Origin of the sequence: Kordia sp., from assembly GCF_050633145.1 — a bacterium.
In the GTDB taxonomy this organism is placed as follows: domain Bacteria; phylum Bacteroidota; class Bacteroidia; order Flavobacteriales; family Flavobacteriaceae; genus Kordia.
In genome coordinates, this window is the sequence record NZ_JBOEFY010000003.1 from 100,771 (window position 1) to 123,560 (window position 22,790).

The 22,790-nt window shown below is 34.8% G+C and carries 10 protein-coding genes; all 10 read left to right on the top strand.

Annotation, left to right across the window (positions count from 1 at the left end; genetic code table 11):
• The first annotated feature begins 5 nt into the window (after positions 1 to 5).
• The 10 genes from ACRBBL_RS02040 (at position 6) to ACRBBL_RS02085 (ending at position 22,775) form a co-directional block, all read left to right on the top strand.
• Entirely contained in the window at positions 6 to 296 is a 291-nt protein-coding gene (locus tag ACRBBL_RS02040; RefSeq protein WP_431367370.1) for a PAAR domain-containing protein, read from the top strand.
• Positions 297 to 300: 4 nt separating this feature from the next.
• Positions 301 to 714 (top strand): GPW/gp25 family protein, encoded by a 414-nt coding sequence (locus tag ACRBBL_RS02045; protein ID WP_431367371.1) that lies wholly within the window; start codon positions 301 to 303, stop codon positions 712 to 714.
• Between the two features lie 2 nt (positions 715 to 716).
• Positions 717 to 3,917 (top strand): hypothetical protein, encoded by a 3,201-nt coding sequence (locus tag ACRBBL_RS02050; RefSeq protein ID WP_431367372.1) that lies wholly within the window; start codon positions 717 to 719, stop codon positions 3,915 to 3,917.
• Positions 3,911 to 6,754, top strand: coding sequence for a hypothetical protein (locus ACRBBL_RS02055; protein ID WP_431367373.1), 2,844 nt, complete (start codon positions 3,911 to 3,913; stop codon positions 6,752 to 6,754). Before ACRBBL_RS02050 ends, ACRBBL_RS02055 begins: the two co-directional genes overlap by 7 nt.
• A 245-nt stretch (positions 6,755 to 6,999) precedes the next feature.
• Positions 7,000 to 12,762, top strand: a complete 5,763-nt coding sequence (locus tag ACRBBL_RS02060) for a hypothetical protein (RefSeq protein ID WP_431367374.1) — start codon at positions 7,000 to 7,002, stop codon at positions 12,760 to 12,762.
• A gap of 6 nt (positions 12,763 to 12,768) precedes the next feature.
• On the top strand, positions 12,769 to 14,469 hold the full coding sequence (locus ACRBBL_RS02065; RefSeq protein WP_431367375.1) for a contractile injection system tape measure protein: 1,701 nt from the start codon (positions 12,769 to 12,771) through the stop codon (positions 14,467 to 14,469).
• Positions 14,470 to 14,497: 28 nt separating this feature from the next.
• Complete coding sequence (locus tag ACRBBL_RS02070) at positions 14,498 to 18,700, top strand: hypothetical protein (protein WP_431367376.1); 4,203 nt, start codon at positions 14,498 to 14,500, stop codon at positions 18,698 to 18,700.
• Positions 18,701 to 18,742: 42 nt separating this feature from the next.
• Positions 18,743 to 19,441 (top strand): hypothetical protein, encoded by a 699-nt coding sequence (locus tag ACRBBL_RS02075; protein WP_431367377.1) that lies wholly within the window; start codon positions 18,743 to 18,745, stop codon positions 19,439 to 19,441.
• A 414-nt stretch (positions 19,442 to 19,855) separates the two neighbouring features.
• Positions 19,856 to 21,181 (top strand): hypothetical protein, encoded by a 1,326-nt coding sequence (locus ACRBBL_RS02080; protein ID WP_431367378.1) that lies wholly within the window; start codon positions 19,856 to 19,858, stop codon positions 21,179 to 21,181.
• A gap of 289 nt (positions 21,182 to 21,470) precedes the next feature.
• A complete protein-coding gene (locus ACRBBL_RS02085; protein WP_431367379.1) occupies positions 21,471 to 22,775 on the top strand; it encodes an ATP-binding protein in 1,305 nt (434 codons plus the stop codon).
• The last annotated feature ends 15 nt before the right edge of the window (positions 22,776 to 22,790 follow it).

Here is a 22,790-nt window from a genome sequence, read left to right on the forward strand (position 1 = left end):
ACACAATGCCAGCAGCAGCTAGAATCACAGATATGCACGTTTGTCCTATGTCAACAGGACCAGTACCACATGTAGGCGGCCCCATATTACCACCAGGCGCACCAACGGTACTCATTGGCGGATTACCAGCTGCAAAAGTAGGCGACATGTGTGTATGTGTAGGACCACCAGATACAATTGCAGCAGGTTCTGGAACAGTATTAATTGAAGGAATGCCAGCAGCAAGAATGGGCGATTCAACAGCACATGGAGGAAGCATTGTATTAGGAGAACCAACTGTAATAATAGGAGGATAGCATTATGGATTCATCAATAGCAACATACTTAGGAAAAGGATGGGATTTCCCTCCAAAATTCCTAAAAAATCAGGGAGAAGTCAAAATCATCTCCGATATAGAAGACATTGAAAAAAGCTTGCATACCATCATTACAACGCGTCGAGGAGAACGTATTATGCGACCGAAATTTGGTTGCGATCTCACAGATCAAATATTTGAAAACCTAAGCGCGACACAAATGACGATCATGAAAAATAGAATAGAAGAAGCTATCATTCTATACGAGCCGCGAATTGAAGTCATCAAGATAGCATTAGACACACAAAATTTCCTAGAAGGGAAGTTTTTAATCAAAATAGAATACATCATAAGAGCAACAAACACAAGGAGAAACATTGTATTCCCTTACTATATAACTGAAGCAACAGACATATAATCATGAGCGATTGTACAGAAAATACACTAATAAAGTCACGCGAAGGCACTACGCAGCAAGAGCGTTACCTTTCTTTGCTTGATCCTGAGAATGTAAAACTCATGGGATTTGAAGTAAAGGATTGGATGAACTTTGCGGAGGAATTTTCGAAGCACGTACAATTATACGATCAAAAAGATTTCAAAAACCCATCTGGAAATTGGGAACCGTTTCACAATGCTTCTGAGGAAATAAAAGAAGTAATTGAAACCTATATTGAAGGAGACATTACGCCACAATTAGCACTATTTATAGCGTTCTTAAAGCTATTAAACAAAAGTAAAGAACGATTCAACCAAATAACACAACGTCATCTTGATTTCTACTACAAAGAAGTATTACAACTCAAAAAAAATGACGAAAAAGCAGATCATGCCTACATTATCTTTGAGCTAGCTAAAAATGCAAATGAGCAATTTTTAAGTGATGAAACGCTCGTAGATGCAGGAAAAGATAGTAGCGGAAGTACAATCCATTACAAATTAGAAGATGAAATTGTCATTAACAAAGCTAAAATAGCATCGTTACGCAATACGTATTCATACAAAGACGATTCAAACTGGCATGCATCAAACATTGCCAACTCTGCCGATGGAGAAGGAGGTTCAACTGAAGATGGCGGAACTTCTTGGTTACCTTTTGGCGATGACGAACGTAAGTTGGCTAAAAAAGGATTCTCACTTAGCGCGCCGTCATTATTACTTTCAGAAGGAGTTCGCACAATTACAATACTAGCAACATTTACATCTGTACCAAATGGTGAAGAACTAAGATCCATCCTAAACATAGAGCATACAGGAGAAAAAGGCTGGGTAGCACTTCCGTTTACGGCAATTACCAAAGCGCAAACAACAAATGAAAATGCAGTAGAAATTATCATTGAACTTACAGAAGATGATGAAAAAATAGTAAACTACGATGCCGAAATTCACGAAGGTCATTACAATACATCACATCCAATAATACGTGTATTATTTTCACAAGATGATATTTCAGAAACTACGTATGACACATACTTATTACTTGCAAATGCAGATTTGAAGAACATTACGATTACCACAAAAGGAACGTACTCAGACAACCTAACGGTAAAAAATGATCTTGGAAAAGTAAAAACTGAAAACCCGTTTTACCCTTTTGGAATACAAGCAAAAAAACGTGCCAGTCTAAAAGTTTCATCTGATGAATGGATTGGAAAACGTATTAGTAATATAGACTTGACATTAAGTTGGAAAGATCGTCCAGATAGCTTTGAAGAGCATTACCAACAATATATTAAAGAATACATAGAATTAGGGTTAACGCAAAGATTTATAGATGTTTATAACGGAATAAAACTTGGAGGAAGTAGTACAGAATTAGTCACAGGAATCGATGGAGAAAATCGTTTTCTAGTTAATGCAAGTTATATTGGGAAAGTAAAAACACTAACAGAAAGTGTTGCAGATGAGGTGGCAAAAGATATTGATGAAGACGATGAAGAAGAAGTTGTAAGAAGAAAAAGATCAAGAGAAGACAGAAGACGCAGTAGAGATAGAAGATGGTTTGGACGAAGAGATAAAAAATCTAAAAGACATACCGAAGATGAAATGGAAGCTATGCGTCACCAACATAGTGATGACAGAGAAGTAAGTGACACTGCAGCAGCAGCGCCAGCAGCAGCGACAACTGCTAATGGACAACAAATGTTTGATGGTATTTCTAGCGTTACCTTTACTAACTTTTTACCATCAGGAAAAACATACATCCCAAAAAAGACAGACGATTATTTTATAAAATTGTCCTTACAAAACAACTTTTTACACGATGCATTTCCAAAAATATATACCTATCATGCATTAAACGAATTGGCATTGCCTAACAATGCATACACACCATTTGCGGAAAATTTATCAGTAACCGTAACAAGTGTAGAAACAATTGGAGCGAGTAAAAATGAAGTCCAATTATATCACGAATTGCCTTTCGGAATCAACAAAGTAAAACGTTCCAACTTATCACTCATGTCCTTACCAGAAGATGGTGGACAACTTTATATTGGAATTGATGAAGCTGTGGCTGATCAAAACATTCAACTATTATGTCAAATTGAAGAAGGTTCAGAAAACCCAGATGCGATTGAAACTTACGATACAGCGACTGTTGTTTGGCAATATTTACATAAAAACAGATGGAATAATTTAAAGCCATCATATTTACTCAAAGACCAAACCGACAACTTTTTAAAAGCAGGATTGGTAGCCTTTACAGTGCCAAAGCAATTTGGGGACAACACGATTTTCGCAGAAGATTATTTATGGATTCGTGCCACAATTTCCAAACCATATGATACGGTATCAAAATTTACAAACATTCATACACAAGCAGTAGAAGTTCAATTTGTAAACAATGACAATACCTTAGAACATTTGGACAAAGGAATGCCAGCCGAAACCATTTCTAAACTAGAAGGTCGTTTGGCAACTGTAAAAAAAGTAACGCAACCATATGCTTCTTTTGATGGTTTTCCAAAAGAAAGTGACTTAGATTTTTACCGAAGAGTTAGCGAACGATTACGTCATAAAAACAGAGCTATCACGCTTTGGGATTATGAACATCTCGTACTTCAAGAATTTAATTATTTACACAAAATCAAATGTCTTAATCACAGTACAAGCACTAGCTTTAAAGCACCGGGAGAAGTATTATTGGTTGCCATTCCAAACATTATCGATCAAAATGTATACGATATATACAAACCAAAATTAAGTCAAAGTAAGCTCAATGCGATTGAAACATATATAAATAAACTCAACACATTACATGTAGATGCAAAAGTAGTTTCGCCTGTATATGAACCTGTAGAAATTACGGTAAGCGCAAGATTTTATGAAGGATTAGACGCTAATTTCTATGCAAAAAAATTACAAGACGATCTAGCGCAATACTTATCTCCTTGGGCATTTGACAAAAATCAACCCATATCATTTGGAAACGCGCTCTATGGAAGTGAAGTCATCTTTTACATTGAAAATTTAGAATACGTCGATTATATAAAAGATTTCAAAATGTTGCATGATGGAGACGAAAAAGATGAAATAATCCCAACAGATCAAAAAAGTATATTAACCTCAGTAGTGCCAACATCACATACTGTAAACGCTATTACAACAATAGAATGTTAAACACCGACGAACATATCACCATACCGAGCAATGTAAGCTCCCAAAACGACTTAGATTTTCAACATCTAAGAGATACTGGGCAGCAATACATCGAAGATCTCAGTCGAAAAATCTGGACAGATTACAACATAAGTGATCCAGGAATTACGATCATGGAATTGTTATGCTACGCCATTACTGACTTAGGATTACGTATAGATCAACCAATTGAAAATTTGGTCGCTTCCGCAGAAGACAACTTCGAAAAAATGCACGAGCAATTCAAATCGGCAAAAAACATATTAACGTGCAGACCTGTAACAGCTATAGATTACAGAAAACTGTTCATTGACATCAAAGGAGTCAAAAACTGTTGGTTGGCAATTCACGCATTACCATTGCATGCAGAATGTAACGAAGAAAATCCACGCATAAGTTTTGATCCATTTGTAGGTTCAGAATACAAAACGGAAACCATCAACATCAAAGGATTATACACAATTTTAGTCGATTTTGACGATGATGAGGAATATGTAGAAGAAGACATTATTGCAGCAATCTTTACCAAATATCACGAAAACAGAAACCTGTGTGAAGACTTAGTTGAGGTAAAAAAAATAGCAAAACAATGTATTCGCGTTTGTGCGCAAGTACAATTAGAAAATGGCGCCAATGAAGAAAAAGTACACGCAACCATTCAATGGTCAGTAGGACAATACTTATCGCCAAGTGTACGCGCCAATTCGCTTACGGAAATGTTGGATATGGGACTTTCGTCAGATGAAATATTTGAAGGTCCAATCTTAGAAAACGGATTCTTAACGCCAGAAGCATTACAAAAATCAGAACTGCGTACGCAAGTGCGTCTATCTGATATCATGAACATTATCATGAAAATTGATGGTGTAAAACTAATAGAAGACATCAGTATTGACAATTGCCCGCCAAAAATAAATGGAGAAGATGGCGATTGCAATCAAAACATAACAGTAAAAAGTGATCCTTGGCTAATTTGTGTTGAACCAAACCATTTGCCAATACTTTGCGATCAAAGTACATTCAAGTACAAAAAAGGCTTCTTGCCAGTTGGATTAAACCCAGAAATGGTCGCTGAATTCACAGAAGAACTAGAAGCAGCAGAAAAAGCAAGTACAGAAAAATCATTTGATGACTTACCAATGCCATTAGGTGTTTACAGTCAAATAAAATACAATACAGTACAACATCATTTGCCAGAAAACTACGGAATCTCCAAATACGGATTATCCAATACAGTTTCAGACGAACGCAAAGTACAAGCCAAACAATTACAAGGATACTTACTCTTTTTTGATCAAGTATTAAGTACTTATTTTTCACACTTAGAGCACACAAAAACACTCTTAGCTGCTGATGAAAACTTACAGCAAACTTACTTCTTCAAAGCAGTAGAAGGTATCAATGGTATAGAAACTTTGCTTGATAACTATCCAAAATATAAAAACAATGTAGAAAACATCATTGACAAATTGGAAGATTTCAATGTACGAAGAAACGAGCTCTTAGATCACCTAATTGCACGTTTTGCAGAAGTTTTTGAAAACTATACTAACACGATGTACAAACTCTTTGGGAAAGACAAAGACAGTGTAGAAGCAAATATCATCAGCACCAAAAATAAATTCATTAAAGAATACGATAAAATCAGTTCGGAACGCGGATTGGCATTCAATTACAGATCACCAGAACAATGGGATACCCAAAATGTATCAGGTTTTCAAAAGCGAATTGCACTCTTATCTGGTTTAGATGATTATTCACGTCGTGATCTATTCAATGATCACATCAGTATAGAAACTTTAAAACGTGATACCGAAAAAGATGGAGTTCATTTTGAATACCGTTGGCTCATAAAAAGTGATAGTAAAGTATTTCTATCATCACAAAAAGACTTTGCTACAAAGCAACAAGCAATCAATGAATTACTTGATGTATTAAAATTAGCAACCAATCAAAACAATTACGTATTACGTCAAACAGAAACAAAATCACAACGCTACTACATAGCATTAATAGATGAAGAAGGCAAAATCATTGGAAGACAGTACAATCATTACTATGCTTCCCTAGAAACAGCTGAAGACAGACTAGCAGAAGCCATTGCATATATAAATAATTTACTATTTGACGAAGGTTTCTACATGATAGAAAACATTTTAACACTACCATATCATACCAAAAAAATAGACGATTTAAACGAATGTCTGCCATTATGTGTGGATGATGGATGCAATACATGCAAAAACATAGATCCATTCTCGTATCAGGTAACGATCATATTTCCAGGATATACGTCGCGCTTCTCTAATATAGATTTTCGCATTTTCATGGAAGATTTAATTCGTAGAGAATTACCAGCACACATTCAACCGCGTATTTGTTGGGTTGGACACATTGATGGCGCACTAACACGTGTAGAAAAAGTAGAAATCATAAACGATCCAACTGATGGTATCTCAAACATGGAAATTGTAGCTACACCATCAGTATCAGAAAAAGAAAATGACGAAGTAGAAGCGAAAGAAACTCCAGTATTTGAAGTAGCTAAAGAACTTACGAAAGCTGATTTATATCAAATTATTGATGATGATGAAGCGTATGATATGAAGCACATTCAAAAAGCATGGAGGCAATTTTTAGAATCCAAAAAAAGAAAACCAAACTATATGGCATCGCACAAAACAACCAAAGAATTACTATGTGCGATCAACCGAATGAACACCATTTACGCCACTGGAACACTACACGATTGTAATGATGATGATGGCGAAAATAAAAACAGGATCATACTTAACAGAAGTGCGCTAGGCTCACTTTAAGTAGTACACATTATGAGTTAACACGGAAAGAAAGTACAAATGATGAGTTAGAAACAATTAGGGAATTAGGCATTAGGTCTTAGGACTAGTCCAAAACCAAATCTAAGAGCAAAGCGATCTAAGAGATTTCTGCGTAAGCAGGAATAAGCCTAAAAGCGCAGCGGTCTAAGAACCTAAAAGCGTTCACACTGAGCGAAGTCGAAGTGAAGCGAATCTAACAAAAATCATTCAAAAAATAAATAGAGATGAAAACAATAGAAAAAAAAGAACCGTATTTGCAGACTTTGAATACTCAAGGTAATATTTATGAAGAATTTTTGCCAGATCAAGTTTTAACACACAAAAATCTAAATAAAGTTGTAAATTACTTCGAAGATCAAGATCGCTTAAGTCGAGTGTACTTAATCGGCGTTGGTGTTGGGTGTGGTTTAAATATTGTTTCATACTCAAATTCATACATAGAAATTGGCCAAGGAGTAGGAATTACTTCCGATGGCGACATAATAAAATCTGAAACACGTAGATTTCACTACTATTCGGTACTGACTGATAGATCGTCTTACGAACTTTTTGATGGACTACAGGTATATGAGATCTACGAACAAGAGGGAGCGGGACGTCTTAGCGACGAGCTTCCGCTCTCCTCTTTTACTAGTAACGAACCAGGTGCGCTCAAAGATTACATTCTTATTGCGTATGTTGAAAACTATACGGAAGATGAAGGTTTGTGTGGTGGTTCTGGTTGTGACGAAACAGGAAATAAAGTATATAGCAATATAAAGTTCCTGTTAACGCACAAAAACAACAAAAGTAAGCTCACACTAAATGATACGATCTACAACAGTCACGATGTACTATCGTACTATGATACGCTTCCAGAATTGTGTATGCCACGCTTGCTTTTAACAAAAGACAATACAACTTCAGGAATCTCCATTCACGATCAATTCACTACAAGTTTTTCGCTTAAAGCGGATTTATATGATGGAATTACTACGATTATCGATCGTTTTGACCATCGTATCAACTTTGCAAAATACGGTGTAACTGTTCCACAAATTACAACATACTTTGATGATATTTTTGTAGATCAGGAAGAACCATTTATTCAATATAAATACGACTTACTAAAAGATTTAATTGATACCTACAGAGAAATAAGAGAACTCATATTACATGTACGTTTTGAATGTGTGGCAAACTTAAACGCATTTCCAAAACACTTACTCTTAGGAACTTTGGAAGAACAAACGCGTTTACAAACACGTCATGAATTCTATCCGTCACCAACAGTTTCAGAAAATGACGAAAACTTACTAGCTATTAAAGCATTGTGTATCAAATTCTTCAATCAATTAAAAGAATATAGAATACCAAATGTAAGTTCAACGGCAATCAAAGTAACGCCATCAAAGAGTTACGAATTCAAACTAAGTGAACGTTCCATTCCATACTATTACGAAACAAAAAATTCGCTTATATCCAATTGGAATCCAATATCCATTCAACAGCGAAAGCCAAAAAATCAACTAGGATATCATGTATCCAACCTAAAAAATATTCCATGTATTCAAAAACCGTTAGAATACAGTCATTTAGATAAAGATTTCTATCGAATAGAAGGGCATTTAGGAAAAGATTTCCGTTTGGCATTGCGAAAAATAAATGCGCTAAAAGCAAAATACAACTTAGCTTTTGATGTAAAAACAGTAAGTATCGGATTTCCTGTAAACAAGGTCTCTCTTGATGATGATACATGTAATACAAAAGATTACACAATCTTACTAAAAACTTGGGAACAAGAGTTTTGCTGTATAGCAGAAGGAGCTACTGAATTCTTTTCAAAATATCAATTTGACGATTTAGGAAATAACGATACTAAAACTACAGTATATGCTGTTGCCAATCAGCAGCCACAGCAATTACTTTCATTATTAGGAAGAGAAAGCGCTGATAAAGAAACCTCAAATCCAGAAAGGATAGCAGGAAAAGCGATCAATACCAACGTGGAAGCCTTGGAATCTGGACAAAGAGTTACATCGGTAGCGTATAACAGATCTATTCAATATGCTATTGACATGGCATACTCTAATATAGGAAGTCAAAATGTTTCGGCCGCACACTTGGCAGCAATCACCTTAGCAATTGTAGATCAAGATCAAGGAAATGTTGATAGAGATAGTGATTACTACTTTTACACAGAAGTACCAGTTAAAATCATTGCCGGATTAACAGACATCAAACGCAACTTCTTAACATCACTAGATGATATATATGTTACTGAAAAATGGACAGCACTTAACAATGCTATTGAAGGTTTATGTGCAGAAGTAGATCAAGTGTTATTTGCCATCTCAGAAGCTACAGACAATACTGCTTATGGTACAAAGACGCATGATAAAATGTACGAATTCTTTATTTATGAATTGTCTAAAATCTGCTGCCTAAAAGAAAAATTAGCATGGCTTAAAGTGCAAATAGATGAAATAAGAAGCAATCTATACAGAGAAATAATTTTATCAAAACTAATAGAAAAACATCCAGGATTAGAACACATGGCTGGTGTACCAAAAGGAGGAACATTCCTTATGGTATATCTTGGCGGAACGGAAGAACTATTGGAAGATGATACCAAAAAAATAAGTAAATTCAACGGAATTGTACAGTTTGACTTTGCGTTGCCATACATGTGTTGTTCAGACTGTCCGCCAGAAACAATTGTGTACAATGTAGAACCAGAAACTACACTCACCATCGCTAAAACAAAATATTGTTTACCAGAAGATGAAGGGCAAGTTGACTTTATAACGCAATCTTCAGGAGATGGAGTTGTAACATCTCCGGAAGGTGATGCATTTATAGTAGCAACAGATTCAGGATATGCATTTGATCCTTCGGCTGTGCCAGACAATTTAATAGGAGAAGTATTAACCTTCTTGGTAGATGGAAAAGTACCAACAACTCCTGTGGAAATATGTGTGTTCAAATTTCCAACAGATATCACTGCAAACTATGAATCGCCAGTATGGAGCGATGCAGGTATTACAATAGACTTAACAGTAAGTCATGAAGATCTTTCATATTCTTATAACTACACATATACTTGGAATCGTGCAGACGGATCCGAAATTGGAACTGATAAAGATTTATCAGGAATATTCTTTGAAAGCATAGAAGATAGATTTGAAGAAACACTTACGCTTGCCATTGGTATTGAAGGAACTCCTGTGGCTTGTACGGTAATAGTAGATATTCCTGTAGATGAATCAAGAGCAATTGATATTGATGTGCCACCAATTATATGTTACAATCTACAAGAAACGTCTCCAATGTGGGTTCTTGTATCGGTTACACCAGACGGAGCATTATTATCGTCACCAGAAGATGCAACTCCAAGTTTCATAGAACAAAATGATGCAGGAGACTATTTTATTGATCCAATAAAAGTACCTCACGATTTAGCAGGAAATGAAATCACATTTGAAGTAAATGGAACAGCAATAGTTGGGAAATCTACACGTGTAGGAATGTTACCTGCATTCATCAACAGAGATGAAGGAGGAAATGAATTAGTACCGTATGAAATTGTTGAATGGAATGAAGAAGGAGCTTTAATCAATTTAAGAGCTTCACATCAATTTCAATCTGAAACATACATCGAATACAGATGGATAGACAGAGATGATACAGACCTTGTTATTGGAACTACCAGACTTGTCAATAATGTACAAGTAAGAGGAGAAGGAAATACAATAAGCGCAAGATATAGAGTTGAAATGCGTGTTATAGGGTTGGAAGATTCGTGTACTACTTTCTTTGATGTAGATATTACGCTAGAACGACCAACGCTAGACATACCAATAGGACTTTGCTCTCCAGAATCTATACTATTAGAAGTTAATCCAGATGATAGTGTAACTACATCAGCAACGAATAATCTAATTCAAAATATTTCAGATACTATAACTCTTGAATCTGGACTATTAGATAACTCAGAAGTAGGAGTTCCAATAGAAGTTTTCTTAAATGACTCTCTAGCGGCTACTACAACAATATATAAAGTTCCTTCTACAGAAAATGTAAGAGCAACAAACAATCTTGTGCGTTGGAGCGGAGAAGATGTTATTATAAATTTATCAGCTAACCCTAGAGTTCCTGGCGTAACAAATCCAGAAAACTATTTAGAAGTTAAATGGTTTGATAATGCTGGAAATCCTATACTTGAAGAAGATTTAGCAGAGTACCCAATAACTTCAGTTGAAGGAACAGTAGAAACTACGTTCTCAGTAACCGTTTGTGTAAAATCAGATTTAGGACTTGTGAATCCTTGCGAGGTAACAGTTCCTGTGCCAATTAGTTATACACGACCAACATTTGAATTAGAACGTGGATATTGTTATGATATCATTGAAACAGATGATATTATTATATCAATATCACCTGCAGACTTTGCGGTAACATCACCACAAGGAAGCAATTTTATCATACCAAATGGAGATCATCATATATTCAGGCTTTCTGAAGTTGGTCCTAGCTTAATTGGACAACGAATAGGGTTTGAAATAGACGGAACAGAAGTAACACATACACATGTGTATAGAGTACCAACTGTTGTGGCAGATTATTCAAGACCAGTAACTTGGGATGATGATGTTTTAGTGATAGATTTAACTACCACATACGATTTAGCTGGTGTTAGTAACCCAGAAAACTACTTAAAAATTGATTGGTTTGATAGAAATGGAAACCCAATATCAACCACAACAGGACACAGAATTACTGCTGCAAACGGAAATGTAGATGTAACATATTCTGTAATAGTCTCTGTAGATCCAAGTCTAATGGATACTGATCCATGTAGTTCAGAACCAATAGATGTTCCTATTGATGAAGATCGTCCAGAACCAGAACCAACATTGCCTACAGATTTAGGCTTACTAGATGGATATTGCTGGAAAGAAGGTGATCAAAATTTAAACATTACCATTCCAGTATCACCAAATGATTTTACAATAACATCTCCTCAAGTAGGAAGTACAATATTAAGAGCAAACAGCGCCTCTTATACATTCAGAGCTTCTTCAATTGCAAATACTTTAGCAGGTAATCTCATTGAATTTAGAATTGGAGCGACAACAATAGATTCTACTAGAGTATTCAAACTACCAGCAGATGCTAGTATTTTTCATGATCGTCAAAACTCAATATGGCAACCTGGAAGCTATACGTTTAAAGTAGGTCATAATTTTGCTGATGAAAGTTATTTAAGTTATGAGGTAAAACGTTCCAGTAATGGAGAATCCATTGAACAAGTAGGTGTAGGACTATTTAAAGTGCCTGTCGATAACTCCATTAATGAACGATTTGATGTAACAATATTTGTAAATGGTTTAGACTGCTCATCATTCGCTCTCATAACGGTTTCTGATATTTTAGATGGAGGCGGACCAACAGAAGAAGGACCAACAAATCCAACAACAGGCTTCAGACAACTCAACTGTAGTAATTCGTACACAAACCGAATTACGGAATTGGGAGTCAATACAGATTTAGGAAAATTAGAAACAACTTTTGAATCAGAATCATTTGGTAGCACAATTACTACGAATGTAATAACACCAATGAAAAATGTTGTCAAACTAATGGAAACATCTTCAAATGTAAATAATGATAGCATTTCTGGAATAAGTCAAATCAACAATTTGCGTGACGAATTAAATAGAAGTTTCTTAAGAAGTCCAAACTTCCGAGGCGATAAAAAACCGATCTTGGAATTAGACGAACTCTTAGAAATCATGTCGCTAGAATTACTGCGTTGTGTGGATGAAAATAATAGTGAACTTTCTACTATTTACAACGATTTAATCACAGCATCTAATGATAGAGAAACTGATTACGGAACTGATACAAGATCAAAAATAACGCAAGAATACCTTGACAGTTTTGATACCAAAGATGATACATTTAAAACGACGATTTCAAATACATTTACCAAGAGTAGTCGCTAATATACGATGCATACAATCCATAACATAGCGTTTGAAGTAGATGTAAACTATGACAATTCATTAGTTTCTTGGGAGCAATACTATGTCGATTTCTTCCAAGAAAGATTAATGCCAAGTGTGGAACGTATGTGTGATGATTGGGACAAAAAACATCCAAATAAAAGATGTGTTATTGATGCCATTGACATAAATGTTGAGGTAAACAGTTTAAACTTAGAAGCCTTACAAAAAGAAATCATCCAGCAAATCAACACTCAGTTGAATGATATTCGACCAGATGGTAGCAATAACGAAGGAACTGTTGTGGCAACAATTTCCAAAGAAGCGTCACCGTTTGATGCATTAATAAGGTATTTGTCAGATGGAATTTTACCAAGTCACATTTCAGTAAAAGTTTTTAAAGAATGGTTAGGTGCTATTGTAGATTTCACTTTGGTGGAAAAAAATGCCTTAACGTCTCTATTTTCAGCAAAAACTGAAGCTGTAGAACGCATGGTATCGCTGCTGCGGAATGATTATGAGAAGTTCTCGAAAATCATTGCAAGCAAACAACAAATCACATCGCAATTTATAACGCTTGAAGCAACGTTCTTTCAACAATTTTTGAAGGTTCTTTGTACACAATTCAAACTCACATTCAAAACGGAAGAAGCTTCAATTTGGCATAAAACACTAGGTTTTAGTAGCTCTTTGCCACAATTTTCTAAAACCTTACTACAACTCTTAACGCCAAAAGCACAAGCTGAAAATAAACGTTTGACAAAAATTGATGAAACGCAATTATCTATTGCACTCATTCAGGCCATTACACAATACGAATTAAATAAAAGCATTGCTATAAAAGCTTCAAAAATTGCAACTATTATCAAAGATGATACTGCAAAATCACAAGGAGCAAATGTGCAAACTCTCAAAAAATCAATCAAAAACACTTCCGAAGATAAGAACACAAAAGAAGCAGACAAGCAATCACAAAAAGCAGCGACTTCAAAACAGATCAAGAATAAAAATAAAGTAGAAAAAGTTGATTCTGAGAAGTTTCAAACAACAAAACAACAAAACAATAAACTATCAAAAGAAAAGGCGAAGCAATCAAAAATTAATGGTGATTCAAGTGAGAACATCTCAAAAGCAACTGTGTCAAATCTCGCGGAAGCGAACACTAAAAATAAGATAGATAATACAGTAATTACCAAGCAATCTTTAGAGAAAGACATTGACTTAACTACAGAAAAAGCAGGGTTAATTCTCTTACATCCGTTCTTAATACGATTTTTTGATGGTATCGGATTGCTTACAGAAAACAATGAAATCAACGACATTGGTAAAGCCTGTATGTTATTACACTACTTGGCAACAGAAACGGAAGATGTTACGGATGTAGAATTGACACTTGAAAAAGTACTCTTAGGAATTCCACTACACACCATTGTTAATTATCAAACTCCACTAACCAAAGCAGATAAAGAACTTTGTGAAGAATTGCTGCGAGCTGTTTTAGAACATTGGGTTGTACTCAAAAAAAGTACCATCAACACCTTGCGGGACATGTTTTTAAAACGAGATGGAGAACTTACACTAACACAAAACAGTATCAAGCTAAAAATAGAGCGTACTGCACAAGATATTTTACTTGAAAAAGTTCCGTGGAATATTAGCTTAATCCGCTTAAAATGGATGGGAAAAATGATGCATGTCGAATGGTAATATACACTCAGAATAACTAAAAAGACAAATGAATACAGCGCGTGCTCAAAAAAATACAACTGACAAATCGAAAGGAAATTCCTCTCGGTCGAGCATGTTTATTGCGCCAACTCAATTAAAAAAGAATAAAGAAAATACAAGCGCAAAAGAAGAGACAGACTTATTTATAGTTCCTACACGTCAACAAGAAACACAAGAAAGTACAGAAACGGCTAGTACTCCTTTTATGAGTTCTACTTCTCAGACAAAATCAATAATTCCAAACAATCCCGAAAACAAAGAAGAGAAAAAAGAAGAAAATGTAGAAGTAGAAGCGCAAGAAGTAACATCTGAAACTTCACAAAAATCAGAAAATGCTGCCAAAAATGCTTCCACAACTCAAGCAAAAGGTAATGCGGAAGCAAAAGGAAACGCTGAGCCAAAGCCTAAAACAAAAGGAAAGTCTAAAACTGCTCAAGGCGGAAAAGCCAATAAAGGTGGCGGAGGCGGAGGAAATCAGTTTGCAGTGCCTAGTGCTGCGCAAGCTGGTACAGCCGAAAAAGAAAAGAAAAAAGAAGACGATGCGCCATTAGTATTGCCAACAGAGAATGGAAAAGTATATGCAGACGGATTGGCAAGTCAAACACCTATAAACTTTATAAAAGGAGTAAAACAATCAAGTACTACTTTAGGAGAAGTTCAAAAAAATGAGCAAGGCACACTCACAGACTCACTTCCAGAAATAGAACAACCAACAGGAATTCAAACAAAATCTGCAGCACAAAAGCAAAAAGCAAAAGCAGCATCTGACCAAGTTGGAGCACAAATAAAAGGAGACAAATCTATACTTGGCGATTTAGCTCCAAAAGGAAAAAAGGAAGGTGAAAAAATAGCGACAGAAAGCATACAGCCTGCAAGTTCTGCGATGGCACGTATTCGTAGTTTCTTCGGATTTGGAAAAAGCGGAAGTGATGACGATCGCAAATCGGAAATCAAAAGCGGAATTAAAAACTTACCGACTTCAGAAAGCGTAAATACAAATCCTGGTGAAAAACCAGCAGTGGATTTAACAGGGCAAGGAGATCCTACTAAAAACAAAGAAAATCTAGACGAATCTACAGCGACAACGAATAAAGAACAAGAAAAAAACCTAGCAGAAAGCAAACTCTACAAAGGCGAAGATGACATCTATCCTGAAATGGAACTAGAAATGTTATCACCAACAGTGGAACTATCAGAACCACCAAAAATGACGCAACTCTCTGATGAAATGCCTGTATTATCTGCTGAGGTTCAAAGTAATTTTGATGCGAGCGCCCAAGCACAATTAGATGCAGATTTAGCACCGCATATGGAAGAACAAAATGCGGAATATGCTAAAATGCAAGCAGATCAGGAAAAAGAACGTATCAAGTCCGAAACTGATATTGATAATGAAACGAAACGCGTAAAACAAGAACAAGAAACTGCGCAAAGTACAGCAAAAGCAGATGTTGAAGGACAACGTACAGAATGGAAACAGGAAAATGAAAATGTAAAGAAAGAATACAGCGAAAAATCAGAAGCTGAAAAGAAAAAAGTTGATGGCGATATAGATGCGCAAGTAAAAGATGCAGATTCTAAAATTACAACCGAATACGACAAAGCAAAAAAAGAAGCAGACAAGGAAGTTAACAAAACTGACAAAGAAGCAGAAGCTAAAAAAGCACAAGCCAAAAAAGATTCTGAAAAGAAAAGTTGGTGGGATAGAGCTATTGACGCAGTAAGCGATTTCTTTGACAAACTAAAAGAAGGGCTCAACAAACTTTTTGATGGCTTACGTAAGCTTGTTAAAGGTTTAATTGAAGCTGCTAAAAAATTAGCAAACAAATTAATTGATCTTGCACGTGATGCTATTGTTGGAATGATTAAAGCTTTTGGAGAAGTCCTAAAAGGCTTTGTAAACATAGCATTGGCAGCTTTTCCAAAACTACGAGACAAATTTAATGCAGCAATTGATAAAGCCGTAGACGTTGCGGTTTCAGCTGTAAATGCATTAGCAGAAGGACTCAAAAAAGCAGTCAATGCCTTACTCGACTTACTTGGAGCCGCATTAGACGCAATATTAGCATTATATCAAGCCGCATTCAATCTACTATTAGATGCGATGAAATTCTTAACGGTTGGACTCATTAAAATAATGCGTGGATTGGCTAATTTAGTAAGTGCTGCAATAGAAATGCCTTCTAATTTTTGGGGACAACTATCAGAAGAATTCCTTGGAATGGATGTTACCAAACCATTACCATTTGAACGAAATACACCGTATGGAGCAATCAGTGCAATAGATACAGATACGGCAGGAGGAACAGATCCTATAGCTGCCTATGCAAGCAAAGGAGAATATGCACCTGAAGATTTTGTAGTAGAGTCTGTGCCAAATGATATGCAATTATCATCAGAACTCATGGCTCAAGTATTGTCAATTCCAGATAATGGAGAACTAGAATTTGGAGCTTCCAATGTAAATACAATGGAGCATTTAGACATGTCAAGCCAAACAGATGCAGCTTCAAGTTCAGCAACCGCAGACGAAATGAGTGGAATTACTGGAGATGCAGATGGAGCTGGTGGTGGCGGAATGGTAATGCCAGCTGAATTATATGGAAACACTACTGGGCAAATAGATTGGTTTATCAATAAGCAAAGTGCACAAGCACCACAAAAAGCACCAGATTCAGCAGAAGGTAAGCAAGCAGCAGATCAAGCTGCTATTCCGCCTGCAATGCGTGTATTAGAGCCTCTAGGCGTTGGCGATAGACTCTATTACTTAAAAACACAAATGATGACTGCCATTAAGAAAAAATGGGAGGAGAATAAAGCACTATATATAACTATTGGAACTTTAGTTGTACTAGCAATTACAGCATTAGCCATAGCTACAGGAGGAGCAGTATTCTCATTAGTTCCACCTGCACTTCAAATATTTGCAGCGTTAATGGCAGGAGCAGCATTACTGAAAGCTTCAGGATTCTTTGGAAGCTATATCACTGATGGTTGGGCAGGAAATATTGTCAAAGGTGGCGCAGCATTAGCTAGAGCCATTGGAATCTTATTGGTTGAACTGATTTTCATCCTATTATTTGATATGTCTGCATTACTTAAAGTATTAAAATCAGGTGTAAAAGGCTCATTAAAAATGGCAGTTACAGGAACAAAAAATACTTTTAAAGCTTTAGGAACAGGATTCAAAGAATCTGGAAAAGGACTTTTAAAAACAGGAACAAAAATAGTTACTGGTGTTAAAGGAATAGGTAAAGGTATTGGGAAAGGCGCTAAAACAGTAGATGATTTCGCCAAACGAATGATGAAGAAGGCTAAGTTTAAAGGCTTTAAGTTTAAGCGAAAAGGGAAATGGTTTCAAATCTATGGAAGTGTAAATCCTTGGGTATTATTGGCTAGTGGAAAGCTAGAAGAAGTTAAAACAAAAGGAGGTAAAAACGTCGGTGAACAAGGAAAGTTTGTTACAAAAAATGGAGATGAAGTAGATGGAATATTAGTAGGTATAGGGAAAGAGAGTCCTACAAGTAGTTTTGCGACGGGATTAAAAGAAACAAGTGATGCTTCTAAAGGACTTAAAAATGCAGATGTCATTGAAGAAGCTTTAAAACCAAATAAAAAAATCTACGACGATTTATTAGAGGAAATAATCGCTTCTCCAGATAAAATAGCTAAAATAAATAATGGAGCTGTTAAAATTGATTATGTAGCATTAGGTAAAGTAATCGGAGAAGATGCAGCACTAGCCGTAAAACAAAGAAGTCATCTTAGAAAAGCTCTCTTAAAAGCTATGGAAGATAGTGGTAAAGTGTTTGATACAAGCTTATTTGAAGCACACCATTTATTGCCTGTTGCTCTTTTAAAAACAAGTAAAATATTACAAAAAGCAACCAAAGGAGGTTTTAAATTTAATGATTTGATTAATGCACGTTGGGCTAAAAAATTTAGTAGTAGCTTAGACGGCTTAGCAGACGGAATTCATGCCAGTCATCCAAAATATACTATAAATGTTGGAAAGTTTATGGACGATCAGTTGAAAGTATTTATGAAAAATAATAGAATTAAAGATATCGCCAAAATGACAGATGAACAGGCAAAAATATTTATGGATGCCTTTGCAGCAAAAGTAGGTAGCAAAGTTGATGAATTAATCGAAGCTAACAAATTACTACCAGCTGATAAAAAAGTAAGACTTAATGATATGGTTTTTTAGTACATTAGAGTCCAATAAATCAACACCGCCAAATATATCTTTATGGAAAAGTTAAAATATTATCGATTAAATAATAGTACCGATGAAAATGAAATAGGCTTCATTTATGCGCAAGATGTTATTTATCAGATTAATGATTTTATTGACGCTGAAAATAATACAGAAAAACGTTTTGAGGCGTACAGTGACTTTTTTGGTAGCATTAATGAAGAATTAGATTTAACCAAGTTCAAAGCTTTGGATCAAGCAAATATGACTGACTTGATGTATTCACGCTTTTTTTGGCATGAATGTTTTTACAGTCAAAAATTTACGGAATTATATAAAAATTTTATTGTTGAAAATTCGAAATTGATTCCTTGTAAAGTCCATCATAAAAAAAATATCCACGATTACTTTTTGATGCATATTGAAGAAACAAATGTAATGGTTGATTTTGAAAAATCTGAATTTGCAATATTTGATGATTTGAAAGAGTCGTTTAAGCATGTATATGAAGAAAAAGTAACCGAAGATTCTTTTTGGGATATTTCAAGAAAAATAATAGCAGATTCTGAAAATAAGCTAGCCATTAAACCATGGAAAATTGTATTAAATAAACCTTCAGACTTATTCAATCTTGAATTAAATGGAAGGTTTTATATTTCTAACCGTTTTAAAGAAGCAATCGAAAAAGAAAAACTCACAGGGTTTGAATTCAGTGAAGAACCATTAAAAGTAGAGTTTTACGGAAATCGGTAAATTAAATAAGTACTACTCTAAAAGCTTTCATTAAAAAAGAGTACGAAACCACAACTATTCTTTTATATCTCTATATTCCAAATTTTGTAATAGAAAAATTAGATACCTTATCTAAAAAAGGAAATAAAAACTATTTTTCCAGACTTTAATTATTGATGATTATCCTTGAGACTATATTGTTTATTTAATCAATATGAAGGTCTTACAAGCATAAAATTAAAGCTTTACGAATTCATTCAAACACTTTTTTGAAATAAAAATAATCGCAATGCGTATATTGTACCAATGTAAAACTGAAAAATTTGCGAGTAGAACCCTGCTATTATGCATACACATAGCAGTTTCCTTTACTATATAGATGATTTGTTTTACGGTTTAATTAAATAGAATCTTGTTACGATTAAATAAAAATGAATGCAGAACAATTATACGAAACCAGAATTTAAAAAGCTATTACACAAACTTCAAGAAGAAAGTTGGCAGCTAGAGTTACTAATCTCTGGTTTTGCAATTTTTGGTTTATTTACAGCCATTCCAACGATTACAGATAACCTGTTGGAAGCCGAAAATAATCGCAGAATATATACGTTTATTATTTCTCTTGTAGCAACAATATCGTGTTATATATTAATTTTTAATCTATTGTTTCATGTATTATTGCGCGGATTGTGGATAGGTGCTTTAGGCTTGCGCTATGTATCGGGAGATATTGATTATGATAGTTTAAAATACAGTCAGAAATTCACGAAACACTTAAAGAAAAGAGTTGGCTCATTCGATAAGTACATTGGAACATTAGAAAACTATTGTAGCGTAATATTTGCAATTTCTTTTTTGCTCATCTTTTATGTTTTGGCAATAACGTTCACCATACTCGCCATTGCTTTAATTGGAAATCTATTAATAGGCAATGATGATTTACCTAGCTGGCTATCTGAAGGTGTTGGTATAACACTTATTGTGTTTATCGTTTTAGGAATGCTTCTCACATTAATTGACTTTTTAACGCTAGGTTTTCTTAAAAAGAAAAAATGGCTATCTATCATTTATTTCCCTATATATAGAGTCTTTGGATTTATTACCTTGTCTTTTTTGTATAGACCATTGGTTTATAACTTTCTAGACAATAAGTTTGGAAAGCGATTAAGTTTTGCATTGGTACCATTTTATATCTTAATAGCATTAACAACAACGCTTAAATACAATGTTTCAAATGTTTTAGGGAACGACATGACTTCAAATGAATATGTTGCTAACAATAATAACTATGAAGATTTATTATATAAAAGTGATGGATTTATTGATCACGTAGCAATTCAATCAAAAGTGATCTCTGATAATTATGTCAAAGTATTTATTTTATTTTCTGAAAGTGTAGAAGACAGGATATTTAACTTTAACCCAAAATTAAAGCCAGATGAAGATATTCGTGGATTAACATCGGTTGTTACATTTGGTAACAATGTTAGCATAAAAAGAGGAAAAAGAGATAGTATAAGACGCGCTTACTTAAAAACATTTAATGATATGTATTCAGTAAAAATAGATACCACTAAATATGATACTGATTTTATTATAGCTAAGAGTAAAAAAGGGAATTTAGGTTTTGAAACCTACGTTAGCACTAAAAATTTAAAAGAAGGCAAACACATCTTAAAAATTAACCGTTTAAGAATCCGAAAAGGCGATACAACAAATTGGAATATATCTAAAGTTCCTTTTTGGTACTATAAAGACTAATAACCTAATTATAAAAATTCGATTCTGTGTTAATCCAAAAGTTAGTGTCTTAATAATAGTAATGAATTAGATACTTAATCGAACAATCAACTATACATACAAAGTTGGTATACAAAACAAAAGTAAATCTACAGCTTAAAAAGCTCAAAACTAAAAATAAAAAAGGGGAAAAACACCCTTAAAAAAAGTGTTTCAACGGTTTCATAAAACAACAACTATTCTTTTATTTATATGTTAAAATATAGCAGGTAAAAAGAGTTGTTTTACTACACATAAATCCTTGAAAACCATGACTACAGAACTCATAGATTATATAAAGCAAGCCGTACGATTTCGATTGGTAGAAATTTCTGGAAGTGAAGATGAAGTTGCATTTCCTACTTTCGACTTTGCCAATGACGATTCGGAGTTTTCGAAATTTGTAACAGAAAATAACTTTCAAATCTATGAAATACTCATACTGCTGCTTTCCATGTTACCATACATAGCACCAGGTTTTTTAACCAGTATACTTTCTGAATATTTTCCTGATGGAAGTGACTTTCCAGAATTTGGAGGTGTAAAAGGAACGCAATATCGCGGTATTTTACCAACAGGTGAAACAGCTATATTTATTGTGGTTGGAACGAATTACAGAGCGCGAAACTTTATCATATCTATATTCAATGAAGAACATGCATTTGCCAAAAAATCGATTCTAAGATTAGGAAATGTGCCTATGGGCGAACCAAAAATTAGTGGAACTTTATTGTTAGATTTTGAATATGTAGAATTGTTCGTATATGGTTCGGTTTCAAAACCAAAACTAAGTCAAAATTTCCCAGCCGAATTGTTAGAAACAGAAATGGAATGGGAAGATTTAGTCCTAAACCAAAAAACGCTCGATGAAGTCAATAACGTACTCGTTTGGATGGAACACAACGAAACCTTACTGAACGATTTCAATATGAAAGATAAAATCAAGCCAGGTTACAAAGTTATGTTCTTTGGTTCACCAGGAGTCGGAAAAACGCTCACGGCAAGTTTGATGGGAAAACACACAGGAAAAGATGTCTATCGAATCGATTTATCTTTAGTAATATCTAAATATATTGGAGAAACCGAAAAAAACCTTTCCAGTCTCTTCAACAAGGCCAAAAATAAAGATTGGATTCTCTTCTTTGACGAAGCTGATGCTATCTTCGGAAAACGTACAGGTGTGCGTGATGCACATGACAAATATGCAAATCAAGAAGTATCGTATTTGCTACAACGAATTGAATCGCACTCAGGTTTGGTCATTTTAGCATCTAACTATCGCAGTAACATTGATAAAGCTTTTACACGAAGATTTCAATCCATTATTGATTTTGAAAGCCCAGGAATTCCTGAGCGTTTAGAACTCTGGCAAAAATACATTCCAGATGCTTTTATGAGTGATGAAATTGATTTAGAAACCATTTCTGAAGAACATGAAGTTACAGGAGCAAACATTGTAAATATTGTACAATACGCATGCTTACAAGTCTTGGCAGATGGCGGAACACAACTCACTAATGAAATCTTAATCGACGCTATTCAAAGAGAATTTATTAAAGAAGGGAGAATGGTGTAAATATTTTATATAAAA